Source organism: Streptomyces sp. NPDC000229 (assembly GCF_040300825.1).
Classification (GTDB): domain Bacteria; phylum Actinomycetota; class Actinomycetes; order Streptomycetales; family Streptomycetaceae; genus Streptomyces.
In genome coordinates, this window is sequence record NZ_JBEPEL010000021.1 from 21,800 (window position 1) to 36,064 (window position 14,265).

Below are 14,265 nucleotides of genomic sequence, written 5' to 3' on the forward strand. Positions count from 1 at the left end.
GACGGATTCCCGGCGCCGGTTCGGTGCTGTCCGGGACCGGTGGGACGCGGCGCGGCCGTGACGGTGCCCGCCCCGGCAGGTCGGCCTCGGCCGAGGGGGGCAGGGCGGTGGCTACGTCGCGTCCGGGCCCGTACGCAGACGGAAGGCCGCGAGGTTCAGGTCCTTCACGGCGTGCTGGGCGGCCTGGGCGTCCTCGCCGTGGTCGATGGCCTCGAGCGCGGCCGCGGCCGCGGTGCGCACCGCGTGCGGCAGTCCGTCGTCCGCGGCGATGCGGTAGGCGACGGTCCGGCGTGCCAACCGCTCGTCGGTGGAGACGCCGCCGCCCGTCAGGGGGAACACGGCGGCCTCGTAGGCGGTGATGCCCAGCAGCAGCGCTTGCGCCAGTCCTTCCGCGTAGCCATGGTCGTGGGCGTCCTGCGCGGCCTGGTCCAAGCCGGCGAAGATCCGTCGGCGGATGAGGAGGGAGCCGATCAGGACACCGCAGCCGGTCAGGATGCCCGCGATCACCGCGGTGACGGGCCCGCTCACGAGGAGGCCGCCGAGCGCGGCGAGCACGGCGCCGGCGAGGGTGAGTTCCACGGAGATGAGCAGGTGTACACGGGTGACGGCGCGGGTGTTCATGCCGGGCATTATGCCGACCGGCCGCGGTTGCGGAGCGCGACGGACGTACCCATAGGGTGCCTCCATGCCTGCTTCGTTGAGTTCCACCAAAGCCGCCGCCGCGCTGCGCACATCGGCACGTGTCTCCGTCGAATTGCTGTTGGTCCTCGTGGCGGCTTCGGTGGCCCTGTGGCTTCTGGGCCGGATGTGGTCCATCGTCTGGCCCCTCATAGTGGGTCTGTTCCTCACCACCCTGACCTGGCCCCTGGCCCGCCTTCTGCGTCGCCGGGGGTGGCCTCCGGCTCTGGCCGCGTCAGCGGTGACCGTGGTGTTCCTGCTCGTGGTCACGGGCATCGTGGCACTGATCGCGGTTCCGGTGGCGTCGCAGTCCGGCGAGCTGGCCGACGGCGTGGTCGCGGGTATTCAGAGGATGCGCGAGTGGGCCGCGGGGCCGCCGTTGCACATCGGCGACGACCAGATCACCGGTGCCTTCGACGCGGCCGTGGCCCGTATCCAGGACAGCATCGGCAGCATGGTCACCGCGGTGGTCACGGGAGTGACCACCGTGGTCAACGGTGTGGTGACCGCCGTCCTGGCGCTCTTCCTGATGTTCTTCTTCCTGAAGGACGGCCCGCGGTTCCTGCCCTGGCTGGCCCGTCAGCTCCCCGGGCGACTGGCCACCGACGTCCCGGTCGTGGCCGCGCGTAGTTGGGAAACCCTTGGCGCGTTCGTGCGCTCACAGGCGTTCGTCGGTCTGCTCGACGCCGTTCTCATCGGCATCGGCCTGTGGATTCTCAAGGTTCCGCTGGTGCTCCCGCTCGCGGTACTGACCTTCGTGTCCGCGTTCGTGCCGATCGTGGGCGCCCTCTTCGCCGGTCTGGTCGCGGTGCTCATCGCCCTGGTCTCGAACGGTCTGACGGACGCGCTGATCGTGCTCGCGATCATCGTGGTGGTGCAGCAGCTCGAGGGCAACGTGTTCCAGCCCATGATCCAGAGCCGCGGGCTCGGCCTGCACGCGGCGGTGGTCCTCCTGGCAGTCGCGTTGGGCGGCAGCCTGGCCGGCATCGTGGGCAGCCTGCTCGCGGTACCGGCGGCCGCGCTGATCGCGGTGATCTGGAACTACGTGCGCGAGCAGCTTCAGGAACCGGAGGTCGACGCGTCGCACCCCGAGGCGGCCGTTCCTTCGTAGCGCCCCGGGCCGCTCGCGCTGCGGTCCCCTTCGCGGCGCGCCGTCCGGTCGAGCGGTACGCGGACACGGACCGGCGCGCCCTTCGGCGTACGTCGCGTGAGCGCGGGCCGGCGACCGGACGGAGGTCCGGCGCGGTGTGCGGCCTGACGATCAGGGGCGGCGGCCCGCGAGGACGCAGAACTCGTTCCCCTCCGGGTCGGCGAGTACGACCCAGCTCGCATCGCCCTGGCCGACGTCGACGTGCCGAGCACCCAGGTCGAGCAGACGGCGGACCTCTTCGTCCTGCTCCCTGTCGGTGGGGTTGACGTCGATGTGGAGCCTGTTCTTGACGGTCTTGCCCTCGGGCACGTGCGCGAACGTCAACATCGGTGGTACGGGGCCGGGACGCTGCTTGCCCTCAGGCACCGCAGGGGAGCCGATGGTGACACATTCGTCGTCTTCGTCCTGCACCTCGTAGCCGAGGACCGCGCACCAGAATCGCGCGAGACCGTGGGGATCGGCACAGTCGATCGCAAGCTCGGTGAACTTACTGGCCACGTCAGGACCTCCCGGTCATCTCCGGAGTGATCGCGTCCCACCGCAGGGCCACCGGCCCCGGCCCCGGCGCCGTGCGCCGACAACGCCCGCCGTGACTCGACGGACGAAACAGGAACGCACCGGCCCCCCGGCGGCGTGCGCGTGGGGGCCGGTGCTCGCCTTGCCCTGGGTCAGGCGGGGGTGATGTTCTCCGCCTGCGGGCCCTTCTGCCCCTGGGTGACGTCGAAGGTGACGGCCTGGCCTTCCTGGAGCTCGCGGTAGCCGTTGGCGTTGATGTTGGAGTAGTGCGCGAAGACGTCCGGGCCGCCGCCGTCCTGCTGGATGAAGCCGAAGCCCTTTTCGGAGTTGAACCACTTCACGATTCCGCTGGCCATGCTGGTGCCTCTCAGTTCAGTCGACGTCGGGCCCGCACCGCGCGGACCCGGAGGTGATCGCCCTGGTCCTCAGGCACTGCACAGCAAGAAGCCCACGCCACAGCGTGGGCAGGTACTGCGAACCACGACATCTGACACTGACGCTACACCGTGAAAGCACCCATCACCAGAGAGCAACTCCCCGCTTTCCGGGCCGCGTCGCCGCCATCCTGCCCTCCGGCCCGGCTCCGCATCGCGCGGAGCGGGCCGTGCGGCACCGTGAGGCGTCGGTGTGGGGAGCGGCAAGCGGTCAGCCCAGGAAGGACAGGCGCACCTGGCGCTCCGGGTTGTCCTTGTTGGTGTCGACCACGCACACCGACTGCCAGGTGCCCAGCGCCATCTCGCCGCCCAGGACCGGGATCGTGGCGTGCGGGGGGATCAGGGCGGGGAGGACGTGGTCGCGGCCGTGGCCGGGGCTGCCGTGGCGGTGTTGCCAGCGGTCGTCGGCGGGGAGCAGGGTGTGGAGGGCGGCCAGGAGGTCGTCGTCGCTGCCGGCGCCGGTCTCCAGGATGGCAACGCCGGTGGTGGCGTGCGGCGTGAAGACGTTCAGCAGGCCGTCGCGGCCCGCCGCGACCTCCCGGAGGAAGGAGGCGCAGGCGCCGGTCAGGTCGTGGACCGTTTCCCTGGTGCCGGTCGTGATGCGCAGCGTACGGGTGGTGAATGCGTCGCTCATGCCCTCATGGTGACATCGCGTCGGTGCCCGCCCCCGGAGTCGTGGGCGGCGGACACGGTGAACCACGGAGCCGGCCTGCCGCCGGCGCAGGGGTGCACTTCCTGTCGGCGGCCGGGAAGATCCTCGCGTCGGCGCCGGTTGGTAGAACTGTGAACTACTTGGATGTGGTCGTCATCGGCGCCGGGCAGGCGGGACTGTCCGCCGCGTACCACCTGCGGCGCGGTGGACTGGAGCCGGGCCGGGACTTCGTCGTCCTGGACCACGCCCCACGGCCGGGCGGCGCCTGGCAGTTCCGCTGGCCGTCCCTGACGTACGGCAAGGTCCACGGGATGCACGCGTTGCCCGGTATGGAGCTCACCGGCGCCGACGAGGGGCGCCCGTCGTCGGAGGTGATCGGCGCGTACTTCGCGCGGTACGAGGAGCGGTTCGGGCTGCGGGTGCACCGGCCCGTGGACGTCGGGGCCGTACGGGAGGGCGAGGGCGGGCGTCTGCTCGTGGAGTCCTCGGAGGGGACGTACGCGACACGCGCCCTGATCAACGCGACGGGCACCTGGGACCGGCCGTTCTGGCCGCGTTACCCGGGGCAGGAGACCTTCCGAGGACGGCAGCTCCACACGGCGGACTACCCGGGGCCGGCGGAGTTCGCCGGGCAGCGGGTGATCGTGGTGGGCGGCGGGGCGTCGGGGACGCAGCACCTGATGGAGATCGCCGAGGTCGCGGCGGATACCACGTGGGTGACGCGCCGGGAGCCGGTCTGGCGCGAGGGCCCGTTCGGCGAGGCGGAGGGCCGGGCGGCGGTGGCCCTGGTGGAGGAGCGGGTACGGCGCGGGCTGCCCCCGCAGAGCGTGGTCAGCGTGACCGGCCTGCCGCTGAACGACGCGATCCGGCGGGCGCGCGAGCGCGGGATCCTGGACCGGCTGCCGATGTTCGACCGGATCACCCCGACGGGCGTGGCCTGGGACGACCGCGGTGCGGTCGACGCGGACGTCATCCTGTGGGCGACCGGCTTCCGCGCGGCCATCGACCACCTGGCTCCGCTGCGGCTGCGGGAACCGGGCGGCGGCATCCGCGTGGACGGCACCCGCGCGGAGCGCGACGAGCGCGTCCACCTCGTCGGGTACGGTCCCTCGGCCTCCACGATCGGCGCCAACAGGGCGGGCCGGGTGGCGGTCCGCGACATCTCCCGGCTGCTGGAGCGCGAGCCGGACCCGGTGGCGGCCTGACGCCGCGGGAGGCGGCGGGGCGCGTCCTCCCGGGTGGACCCTGGCGCGGGGGCACCGGCAGCCGGCGGGCGTCTCAGTTCGGGGCGCTCGCCCGGTGGGCGTTGAAGTCCTGGACGTTGCGCTGGTGCTCCCCGTAGTCGGCGGTGAAGCGGGTGTCGCCGGGCTGCACGGTGACGAAGTACAGCCAGTCGCCCGGCGGCGGATCGACCGCGGCGTGCATGGCCTGCTCGCCGGGGTTGTCGATGGGCGTGGGGGGCAGTCCCTGGCGGTTGTACGAGTTGTACGGGTGGTCCATCCGGATGTCGGCGTGCGACGTGTCGAGCGTGGAGCGGCCCAGCCCGTAGTTGAGGGTGGAGTCCATCTGGAGGGCCATGCCCTGGGCGAGCCGGTTGTGGACGACCCGGGCGACCTTGCCCATGTCCTCCGGGGTGTCGGCCTCGGCCTGCACGATGCTGGCGATGGTCACCGTCTGGTAGAGGCTCACCCCGTTGCGCTGGGCACCCGCGCTGATGCGCTCCGCCCCGAACCGCTCACGGGCGGTCCTGACCATGTAGTCCAGCAGACCGCGCGGGGTCGTCTTCTTGTACACCGGGTACGTGGCGGGGAAGAGGAACCCCTCCGGGTTGCCCAGCGCGTCGGCCGGCAGCTTGAGCGTGCCGCCCTCGGCGACCTTCCGGGTGGTGCCGGGCGTGACCTTGAGCGCCTTGTCGACGGCGTCGTACACCTGGCTCGCCCGCCAGCCCTCCGGGATGAGCAGCATCCTCGGTTTCTCCGGGGGCGGCGGGGCCGGGGACTCCTTGAGCAGCAGCAGCGGCACCAGTACCGCCGCGGCCACGACGACGGCCAGGCCTGCGCTCAGGGCCAGCCGGCCGCGGCGGGTCATACGGGGCCGCCCGCGCCGGGGCGTGCCCTGAGGGGACTCGTTCACCATGCGGGCACGCTAACCCGAAAAAGGAAGATAATCCGGCAATTCCGACATTCGCCATCACCCGACCTGCCGTCCGGGAACAAGCGAACACGGGCTCGGATGTTCGCCCGAACGCATGATCGCCGCGGATTTCGCTGACCGTTCGAGCTGCGGCGCATGATGCTTACGGGGCGCAAGCGACGGGCTGCAGACCGTGGTTGCGCAGTCCCACACATGCACTGAGGCACAAGGAGAACGCACCACATGAACGTCATCACCGACCTGCTCGCCGGCGTCATCCACTTCGTCGGCTGGCTCGTCTGACGATCGCTTCCCCCCGGCGCCGTCGCTCCCCCGTCCCACGGGAGCGGCGGCGCCGTCGTGCGCCGCGCGCGCCACGCTCGCCGGGAGCGCCGTCGCGCGTGCCGGTCCCCGCCGGGAGCGCCGTCAGGACGCCGTCGGCTCCAGCTCCGCGTCGCCGCGCACCAGTGCGGCATACCGGCCGTCCCGCTCCATCAGCTCCTCGTGCGTACCGCGCTCGGCGATGCGCCCCGCGTCGAGGACGACGACCTCGTCGGCGTCCCGGATGGTGGAGAGCCGGTGGGCGATGGTGATGGTGGTGCGGCCGGCGGACAGCGCGTCGATCGCCTGCTGCACCGCCTGTTCCGTACGGGTGTCGAGGGCGCTGGTCGCCTCGTCCAGGATCAGCACGGGGGGATCCCGCAGGACGGTCCGGGCGATGGCGAGGCGCTGCTTCTCGCCGCCGGAGAAGCGGTAGCCGCGCTCGCCGACGAGGGTGTCGTACCCGTCGGGGAGGGACGCGATGTGGTCGTGGATCTGGGCCACCCTGGCGGCCGCCTCGATCTCCTCGTCGGTGGCGTCCGGCCGGGCGAAGCGCAGATTGTCGGCGACGGAGGCGTGGAAGAGATAGGTCTCCTGGGAGACCACCCCCACCCCACGGGCGAGGCTGTCGAAGTCCAGGTCCCGCACGTCGACGCCGTCGAGCGTGACACGACCGCCGGTGACGTCGTACAGCCTCGGGACCAGGTAGCTGAGCGTGGACTTGCCGGAGCCGGTGGGACCGACGACGGCCAGGCTGCCGCCCGCCGGCACGGCGATGTCGATTCCGCTCAGCGTCTCGCCGCTCTTCGCGTCGTACCGGAAGTCGACGCCCTCGAAGCGGACCTCGCCGCGGATCTTCTCCAGCCGGACCGGGTCCTCGGGCTCGGTGATGTCGACCGGCAGGTCCAGGTACTCGAAGATCCGCTGGAAGAGGGCGAGCGAGGTCTGGATCTCCACGCCGGTCGAGAGCAGGCTCACGGCGGGCCGGAACAGGCCCTGCTGGAGCGAGACGAACGCGACGAGCGTACCGATGGAGATGGCGGGCCCGCCCGCCTGGAACGCCAGCCCGGCCGCCCAGTACAGCAGGGCGGGCATGGCGGCCATGACGATGCCTATCGTCGACATCCGCCACCGTCCGGCCATCGAGGAGCGCACTTCGAGGTCGACGAGGCGCTCGGACTCGGTGGCGAAGGACCGGGTGAGGGAGTCCGCGCGGCCCATCGTCCGGCCCAGCAGGATGCCGCTGACCGAGAGCGACTCGGTGACGGTCGCGGCCATGGCGGCCATCTGCTTCTGCCGCTGCGTGGTGATCCTCTTGCGCTCCCGGCCCACCCGGCGGCTGATCCACACGAACACCGGCAGCAGGAGCAGCGAGACGACGGTGAGCCGCCAGTCCAGCGCCAGCATGGCGATGACCGTGGCCATGACGGCGGTCAGGTTGGACACCAGGGATGTCGCGGTGGAGGTGACGGTCGCCTGCATGCCGCCGATGTCGTTCGCGATGCGGGACTGGACCTCGCCGGTGCGGGTGCGGGTGAAGAAGGCGAGCGGCATGCGCTGCAACTGGCCGTAGACGGCGGTACGCAGGTCGTGCATGACCCGCTGGCCGACCGTCGTGGAGATCAGCGTCTGCAGCACACCGAAGACGCCGGTCACCACGGCGGTGAGGATCATGCCGAGGGCGAGCAGCGTGAGCAGGCCCGTACGCCCCTGGGGGATCGCCGTGTCGAGGATCTCGCGGAGGAGGAACGGTGAGGCGACCGCCACCAGCGACGAGGCGCCGACGAGCAGACCGACCACGGCCAGTCGGCCGCGGTAGGGGCGGAAGAGCCGGAGGATCCGGCGAATCTCGGCCGGCGGCTGCTCCGGATCGGGTGGCGGTGGCGTCCAGGTGGACTCGGCGTGGATGCGCATGGGCTCCTTCGAAGGTACTGCGGACGCGGACGACATCGGAGAGGATAGCTCATTGTTACCTATCCTCACAATGAGCGTAGTCCTGATAGGATCCGGTCATGAACTCCCCCGACGCCGACGGCCTGCTGGCCGAGCAGTTGCTCCGGCTGACCCGGCGCCTCCACCGCAGTCAGAAGCGGCAGCTGGAGTCGGCCGACATAGCCATCACGCCCGCCCAGTCGCGGCTGCTGCGCACGGTCGCGCACTACGACCACCCGCCCCGGATGGCCGATCTCGCCGCCCGTCTCGAAGTCGTGCCACGCGCCGTGACCAGCCTCGTGGACGGCCTGGAGGCGAGCGGGCGGGTCCGCCGCGTCCCCGATCCGGCCAGCCGCCGGGTGGTGCGGATCGAGCTCACCGACGCCGGCCGGGACACGCTGCGGCAGCTGCGCACCGCGCGCCGGGCCGCCGCAGAGGACATCCTGGCTCCATTGACCGCCGAACAGCGCGAGGTGCTCGGCGGTCTGCTGTCCGCTCTGGTCGACGGAGTGCCGGAGCGTCGCTGCTGACGCGTGCCGTGACGACCCTCGGGTGACGCCCGGGCCGTGGCGACCGTGCTGCCTGTCGAGGGAACCGTGACATGCCGCTGCTGGAGCCGAATCCCGACGCCCTCCGCCCCGGCGCGCACCGCGGCCCGTCCCCCGACCGGGTGCCCGACCTGCTGGCGCACGGCTCACCCGGACGGCTGCGCGACGAGCTGATCGCGCTGCTGGGCCCCGAGAAGGTGCTGTGGCACGTCTCCGACCTGGTCAGATACGCGTCGGACGCCAGCCCCTACCGCTTCGTCCCGCATGTGGTCGTGGTCGCGGAGGACGTCGAGGACATCGCGGCCGTCCTGTCGTACGCGCACGCCAAGGGCCGGGAGGTGGTGTTCCGCGCGGCCGGGACGAGCCTCAACGGCCAGGCGCAGGGCGAGGACATCCTGGTGGACGTGCGGAGGCACTGGGCGGGGATCGAGGTCCTGGACGGCGGCGCCCGTGCCCGGATCCGCCCCGGTACCACCGTCGCCCGGGCCAACGCCACCCTCGCCCGGTACGGCCGGGTGCTGGGCCCCGACCCGGCGAGTGCCGTGGCCTGCACGATCGGCGGGGTCGTCGCCAACAACGCGTCCGGGATGACGGCCGGCACGGCGCGCAATTCGTACCGTACGGTCGCCTCCCTCACCGTGGTGCTGCCGTCCGGCACGGTCGTCGACACGGGCGACCCGGCCGCCGAGGAGGTGCTGGCGCGCGCCGAGCCCGGTCTGTGCGCCGAGTTGCTCGCCGTCAAGGCGGAGATCGAGGCCGACCCGGAGCTGGCCTCCCGGATCCGCGCCAAGCACGAGCTCAAGAACACCAACGGCTACCGGCTGGACGCCTACCTGGACGGTGCGACGCCCGTCGAGATCCTGCGCGGGCTGATGGTCGGCTCACAGGGCACGTTCGGCTTCATCTCCGAGGTCGTGTTCGACACCCTGCCGCTGGACCGCGAGGTCGCGGCGGCGCTGCTGTTCTTCCCGTCGCTGCCGGCCGCCGCGGCCGCCGTGCCGCGCTTCACCGAGGCGGGCGCGGTCGCCGTCGAGCTGATGGACGGCAATACGCTGCGGGCCTCCGTACGGGTGGACGGGGTGCCCGCCGACTGGGCGTGCCTGCCCGGCCCGACCACGGCGCTGCTGGTGGAGTTCCGGGCGCCCGGCACGGCGGCGCTGGAGGCGTACGAGCGGGCGGCGGCCGATGTCCTCCGCGACGTCGAGCTGGTGGCACCGGTGGCTTCGGTGACCAATGAGTTCACCCGGGACGCCGGCACGATCGGCGGCTACTGGAAGGCGCGCAAGGCGTTCGTCGCCGCGGCGGGCGGCAGCCGCCCGTCCGGTACGACGCTGATCACCGAGGACTTCGCGGTGCCGCCGTCACGGCTCGCCGAGGCCTGCGGGGCGCTGCTCGCGCTCCAGGCGGAGCACGGCTTCGACGCCGCCGTCGCCGGCCACGCGGCCCACGGCAACCTGCACTTCCTGCTGGCCTTCGACCCGGCCGACCCGGCCGACGTCGACCGGTACGCGGCCTTCATGGACGACTTCTGCAAGCTGACCGTCGAGCGGTTCGACGGCTCCCTCAAGGCCGAGCACGCCACCGGCCGGAACATCGCGCCGTTCCTGGAGCTGGAGTGGGGACCGAAGGCCACGGAGCTGATGTGGCGTACGAAGCAGGCCTTCGACCCCGAGGGGGTGCTCGCTCCCCGGATCGTCCTCGACCGGGACCCGAGGGGCCATCTGCGCGGCCTGAAGACGGTGCCGAGGGTGGAGCCGATCACCGACGCGTGCATCGAGTGCGGCTTCTGCGAGCCGACCTGCCCCAGTCAGGACCTGACGACGACGCCCCGTCAGCGGATCGTGCTGCGCCGCGAGATGATGCGGCAGAGCCCCGGTTCGCCCGTCGAGGGCGGTCTTCTGGCGACGTACGGCTATGCCGCGGTGGACACGTGCGCGGGCGACTCGACGTGCGCGCTCGCCTGCCCGGTGGGCATCGACACGGGCGCGCTGATGAAGCGGCTGCGGCACGCCCGGCACTCGGCGCGGGAGGAGCGGCTGGCGGCGCTGGCCGCGCGGCGGTTCGCGGTGGTGGAGGCCTCGGCGCGGCGCGCGGTCGCCACCGGACGACGGCTCGGCGACCGGCTGCCCGCCTCCGTCACGGGGCTGCTCCGTACGACGGTACGGCGCGACCTGGTGCCCGAGTGGCTGCCGGAGACCCCCGGCGCGGCCGCCGCGCTGCCCGCCACGGAGCGGGCCCCGGCGGTCGCCGTCTACTACCCGGCCTGTGTGAACCGGATCTTCGGCGAACCGGAGGGGTACGACGGGCCGTCCCTGCCCGAAGCGGTGGTCGCGCTGTCGGAGCGGGCCGGAAGGCCCGTGTGGATCCCGGCCGATGTGACGGGCACGTGCTGCGCCACGATCTGGCACTCCAAGGGGTACGAGGAGGGCGCCCGCGTGATGGCGAACCGGGTCGTCGAGGCCGCCTGGGGCTGGACGGCGGGCGGCCGGCTGCCGCTGGTGGTGGACGCCTCCTCCTGTGCGCTGGGCCTGACGCGCGAAGTGGTCCCGTACCTGAGCGCCCGCAATCGGGAGCTGCACGCGGGGCTGACCGTGGTCGACTCGGTCGTCTGGGCCGCCGACGAGCTCCTGCCGCACCTGACGGTACGGCGCCGGGCCGCCTCCGCGGTCGTCCACCCCACGTGCGCGATGCGGCACCTCGGCGACGAGGACCGGCTGCCGGCGATCGCGGCGGCGTGCGCCGAGGAGGTCGTCGTCCCGGACGACGCCGGCTGCTGCGCCTTCGCGGGCGACCGCGGGATGCTGCACCCGGAGCTGACGGAGTCGGCGACCGCCCGGGAGGCGGCCGAGGTGACGGCCCGGACGTTCGACGCGTACCTCTCGGCGAACCGCATGTGCGAGCTCGGTATGCACCACGCCACGGGCCGCCCCTACCACTCCGCGCTCCTCGAACTGGACCGCGCGACCCGCCCCTGACGCTCATGCCAGCAGGTCGAGCAGAGCCGCACCGTCATCCGTGAGGCACAGGCGGATCTCCCGGCCGTGGCGCAGGCGCCGCAGCAGGCCCGAGCGGGCGAGCCGGTCGCAGTGGTAGGTGGCGGTGCTGACGGTGATGTGGGCGAGACTCGCGGCTTCCGACACGGACGGTCGCCGGCGCGCGTGGCGCAGGAGCGCGGCGCGGACCGGTCCGAGTACGAGGTCGAGGCGGTCCTGCGCGGGCGGGGGGTGCGGTTCGGTGGACCGGTGCGCGAGCCGGCCCAGCCCCGGGAGCGGGTAGCCGACCCAGAGCAGGTCCGGGTCCTCCGCGCTGTACGTGCAGGCGCCGAACCCGGACACCAGCGGGACGAGGACGAACCGGCGCCGCCCCGGTCCGGTGGCGTGCTGCGGGCACGGGTGCGGCAGGTGGAGCCGGCCATCGGCGTACCGGACGGGGGCGCCGAGGTCGTTGATGACCGTGTCGAGCGCGCCGGTGACGGAGGCGACCCCGACGCGTTCCACTTCGCGGCCCAGCAGTGCGTCCGCCTGGTGCCACAGCGGGGCGAAGGCGTCCCAGACGGCGCGCGTGAGGGTCCGGTAGGTGTCGAGGAACTCCCCCGGCCGTTCGGTCACTTGCCGCCACGGCGCGGGGACGGCGCCGCCGAACCGGTGCTCCACCTCACCGAGCAGGGTGTCCGGCTCGATGCGGTCCAGCTCGTCGGCGATCGAGGTCGCGGTGCCCGTTCCGCCCCCGGTGCCGACGCCCGACGTCAGGGCGAGCGAGTCGGGTGCCCAGGGATGGCTGGAGGTGAGCAGTGCCCGCAGGGTCGCCGCGGCGGTGGGAGGGGCCGTGTCGCGGATGACGCGCCGCCACTCCGGTGGCATCCCGTGGGAGGCGTGGCCGAAGGTGTCGGCGATGGCTGAGAAGAGCGTCGTGCCCGGGAGCCTGCTGACCGACAGTCGCAGGTCTTCCGTGGGGCCGACGGGCACGGTCGGTTCCTTGGGCATGGCCATCCCCCGATGGGTCCCCTGGGTGAGCGGTGGTCCCGGTCGGCTGGGAGCCTAGGGGAACGGCTCCTCCCTGGAAGGGTGTTGGCCGGATGGTGGGGGAGAACGACCGAAACCCCCGCCGCGCGGGCGGCGGGGGCCGGGGGCCGGGCCGGTGAGCGGTCGGGCCCGGTGTGCGGCAGGGGTGATCAGCAGGCGTTGACCCAGTCGTGCGACGAGATGTTGTCGTTCAGCGCCTGGCCGCCGCCGTTTCCGTTGTACGGGAAGCGGTCGTAGCGCATGTCCATCAGGTAGCTGCCGTTGCCCAGGCAGTACCAGGCCCCGCTCTGGTCGGTGTGCCAGAAGAGCCGCACGTCTTCGTAGGCGCCGGCGAAGCCGTTGTTGTGCACCGACGACGCCTGGTTGCGCATGTTCCGGTCGGCCCAGTTGTCGCTGTGGCCGGACCAGGTGGCCTGTCGCCCGCCCTTCCACGCGTGCTCCCACGCGTACAGGTGGCCGTCGGCCGCCGCGGTGGTGGTGCCGGCCGCCACCGCGGTACCGGCCGTCGGCGCGGTCTCGGCGTGCGCCGCTGCCGGGAACAGGCCGATCGTGGCCGCGGCCAGCGCGGTGGCCATGAGGTGGGTGATGCGGTTCTTGGACATGGACTCTCCTCGTGTGATGTCGGTTGTCGGTGCAGGGGTGAGCGACCCGCGCTGGTGCGCACGGGAGTCATGGGGTGGCGGACCGCCGGTCAGCGGCCCAGTACGGCACGCGCCCGCGGCAGGGCGGCGGCCCGGAGCCGCTCCAACCGCTCCACGGCGGTGCGGTGCTCACGACGGAGTTCCCGGTCGTGGTGGTGGTCGAGGCGCTGGGCGACGGCCGCCAGGCCGCTGTCGCGTGCGCACCGCGCCTCCCGGACGGCCACGCGCACCTCGCGGGCCCTGTCGGGGGCGCCCTTCCCGCCGAGGAAGGCGTCCCTGGCCTCGCGCGGGGTCCGGTACGGGAAGCCGTGCTCGCGCATGCACGCCGACCAGGCCCGTACGGCTCCGGCGAACTCGGGTTCGGCGGCGACCCGCTGCCGCCTGATGCCGCCCAGGTTGCCGACGAGGGTGTTCGCCGCGTACCAGCCGGCGACGTCTCCGTACAGGGCGCGCCAGGCCGTCACCCGGCAGCCGTTGCCGCTGTGTCCCACGACCGCGCCGCCGGGCAGTTCGGCGCGCAGCCCCTGCCCGTCGGTGGTGCCGTTGAGGGCGGTCACGGCGGCGTGGTGGCGTTCCGGGGACAGGCTGCCGAGGTGGACCCGGTTCGGGTCCTGGAGGCGGAGCGCCTCGACCCGCGGTTCGAGGATGCTGCCGTAGCCGTACCGCCCGGCCCACTGCGCGTCGTCGACGACGTACGGGAAGTCGCGCGCCTCGGGCAGTGGGTTCTCGGGCTTGGCCCAGTACCGGAACCCGGCCGCCGTCATGCACCGGCGCTGGAGTTCCTGTTCCGCGTCGTGCAGCAGGCTCCGCTCAGCGGCGGTGGTGGCGGCGACGGTCCCCGCTGGTGCCGGGGCTCCGCCCTCGCCTGCCGGAGCCCCGGCGCTTACGTAGCCGGTGACGGCGAGGAGGAGGGCCGTCCCCGCCAGCGCCGTGGTCGTCAGCCGGCGCCGGCCGATCCGGCCCGGCCGCCGAGAGAACGCTCTCCCCATCACTGATGTGCTCCTGACATACGTGGGTCACCAGGGCCCGATGCCTTCCGGCCGCGAACCGGTCGCGGCCTGCCCGGTACCGAGGAGTCTCGCGGGGCGGCCCGCCGGCCCGACAGCCTTTCGAAGTCTTTCGAAACGTGCCCGCGAACGGCACCGCCGCCGCCCGCCCCCGCCCGTGGGCGCCCACTGGCCATTCGGCCGGGGTTTGTGCGGCGCGGCAGTCGCCCGGGAAGCGCAGGCCCCAAGGTC

13 protein-coding genes are annotated in these 14,265 nt (G+C 72.8%); 4 read left to right on the plus strand and 9 right to left on the minus strand.

What is annotated here, in order from left to right; all coding sequences use genetic code 11:
• Nucleotides 1–111: 111 nt before the first annotated feature.
• Nucleotides 112–621: a hypothetical protein gene (locus ABT360_RS13655; protein WP_351814659.1), complete on the minus strand. Its 510-nt coding sequence runs from the start codon at nt 619–621 to the stop codon at nt 112–114.
• 64 nt (nt 622–685) lie between these two features.
• Here ABT360_RS13655 and ABT360_RS13660 point away from each other — a divergent pair, with 64 nt between their 5' ends.
• Nucleotides 686–1,789 (plus strand): AI-2E family transporter, encoded by a 1,104-nt coding sequence (locus ABT360_RS13660; RefSeq protein ID WP_351814660.1) that lies wholly within the window; start codon nt 686–688, stop codon nt 1,787–1,789.
• 150 nt (nt 1,790–1,939) lie between these two features.
• On the opposite strand, the gene ABT360_RS13665 is transcribed toward ABT360_RS13660, so the two are convergent.
• The 3 genes from ABT360_RS13665 to ABT360_RS13675 all read right to left on the minus strand — a co-directional run bounded on the left by ABT360_RS13665 (nt 1,940) and on the right by ABT360_RS13675 (nt 3,412).
• Nucleotides 1,940–2,326: a VOC family protein gene (locus ABT360_RS13665; protein WP_351814662.1), complete on the minus strand. Its 387-nt coding sequence runs from the start codon at nt 2,324–2,326 to the stop codon at nt 1,940–1,942.
• Nucleotides 2,327–2,496: 170 nt separating this feature from the next.
• Entirely contained in the window at nt 2,497–2,700 is a 204-nt protein-coding gene (locus tag ABT360_RS13670; protein WP_351814664.1) for a cold-shock protein, read from the minus strand.
• A gap of 289 nt (nt 2,701–2,989) precedes the next feature.
• Nucleotides 2,990–3,412: a YjbQ family protein gene (locus tag ABT360_RS13675; protein WP_351814666.1), complete on the minus strand. Its 423-nt coding sequence runs from the start codon at nt 3,410–3,412 to the stop codon at nt 2,990–2,992.
• A gap of 149 nt (nt 3,413–3,561) precedes the next feature.
• Here ABT360_RS13675 and ABT360_RS13680 point away from each other — a divergent pair, with 149 nt between their 5' ends.
• Nucleotides 3,562–4,635 (plus strand): FAD-dependent oxidoreductase, encoded by a 1,074-nt coding sequence (locus ABT360_RS13680; protein WP_351814668.1) that lies wholly within the window; start codon nt 3,562–3,564, stop codon nt 4,633–4,635.
• A gap of 73 nt (nt 4,636–4,708) precedes the next feature.
• On the opposite strand, the gene mltG is transcribed toward ABT360_RS13680, so the two are convergent.
• Together mltG and ABT360_RS13690 are read right to left on the minus strand one after the other, a co-directional pair.
• On the minus strand, nt 4,709–5,566 hold the full coding sequence (mltG, locus tag ABT360_RS13685; RefSeq protein WP_351814670.1) for an endolytic transglycosylase MltG: 858 nt from the start codon (nt 5,564–5,566) through the stop codon (nt 4,709–4,711).
• Nucleotides 5,567–5,989: 423 nt separating this feature from the next.
• On the minus strand, nt 5,990–7,798 hold the full coding sequence (locus ABT360_RS13690) for an ABC transporter ATP-binding protein (RefSeq protein WP_351814671.1): 1,809 nt from the start codon (nt 7,796–7,798) through the stop codon (nt 5,990–5,992).
• Between the two features lie 98 nt (nt 7,799–7,896).
• Between ABT360_RS13690 and ABT360_RS13695 the strand changes: the two genes are divergently transcribed.
• On the plus strand, nt 7,897–8,346 hold the full coding sequence (locus ABT360_RS13695) for a MarR family winged helix-turn-helix transcriptional regulator (protein ID WP_351814673.1): 450 nt from the start codon (nt 7,897–7,899) through the stop codon (nt 8,344–8,346).
• A 71-nt stretch (nt 8,347–8,417) separates the two neighbouring features.
• Nucleotides 8,418–11,339 carry an FAD-binding and (Fe-S)-binding domain-containing protein gene (locus tag ABT360_RS13700; RefSeq protein WP_351814674.1) on the plus strand — a complete coding sequence of 974 codons (2,922 nt, stop codon included), beginning with the start codon at nt 8,418–8,420 and terminating at the stop codon, nt 11,337–11,339.
• A gap of 3 nt (nt 11,340–11,342) precedes the next feature.
• On the opposite strand, the gene ABT360_RS13705 is transcribed toward ABT360_RS13700, so the two are convergent.
• The 3 genes from ABT360_RS13705 to ABT360_RS13715 form a co-directional block, all read right to left on the minus strand.
• Nucleotides 11,343–12,347 (minus strand): hypothetical protein, encoded by a 1,005-nt coding sequence (locus ABT360_RS13705; RefSeq protein WP_351814676.1) that lies wholly within the window; start codon nt 12,345–12,347, stop codon nt 11,343–11,345.
• Nucleotides 12,348–12,535: 188 nt separating this feature from the next.
• A complete protein-coding gene (locus ABT360_RS13710; RefSeq protein WP_351814677.1) occupies nt 12,536–12,988 on the minus strand; it encodes a hypothetical protein in 453 nt (150 codons plus the stop codon).
• Between the two features lie 89 nt (nt 12,989–13,077).
• A complete protein-coding gene (locus ABT360_RS13715; RefSeq protein ID WP_351814679.1) occupies nt 13,078–14,016 on the minus strand; it encodes a hypothetical protein in 939 nt (312 codons plus the stop codon).
• Between the last annotated feature and the right edge of the window lie 249 nt (nt 14,017–14,265).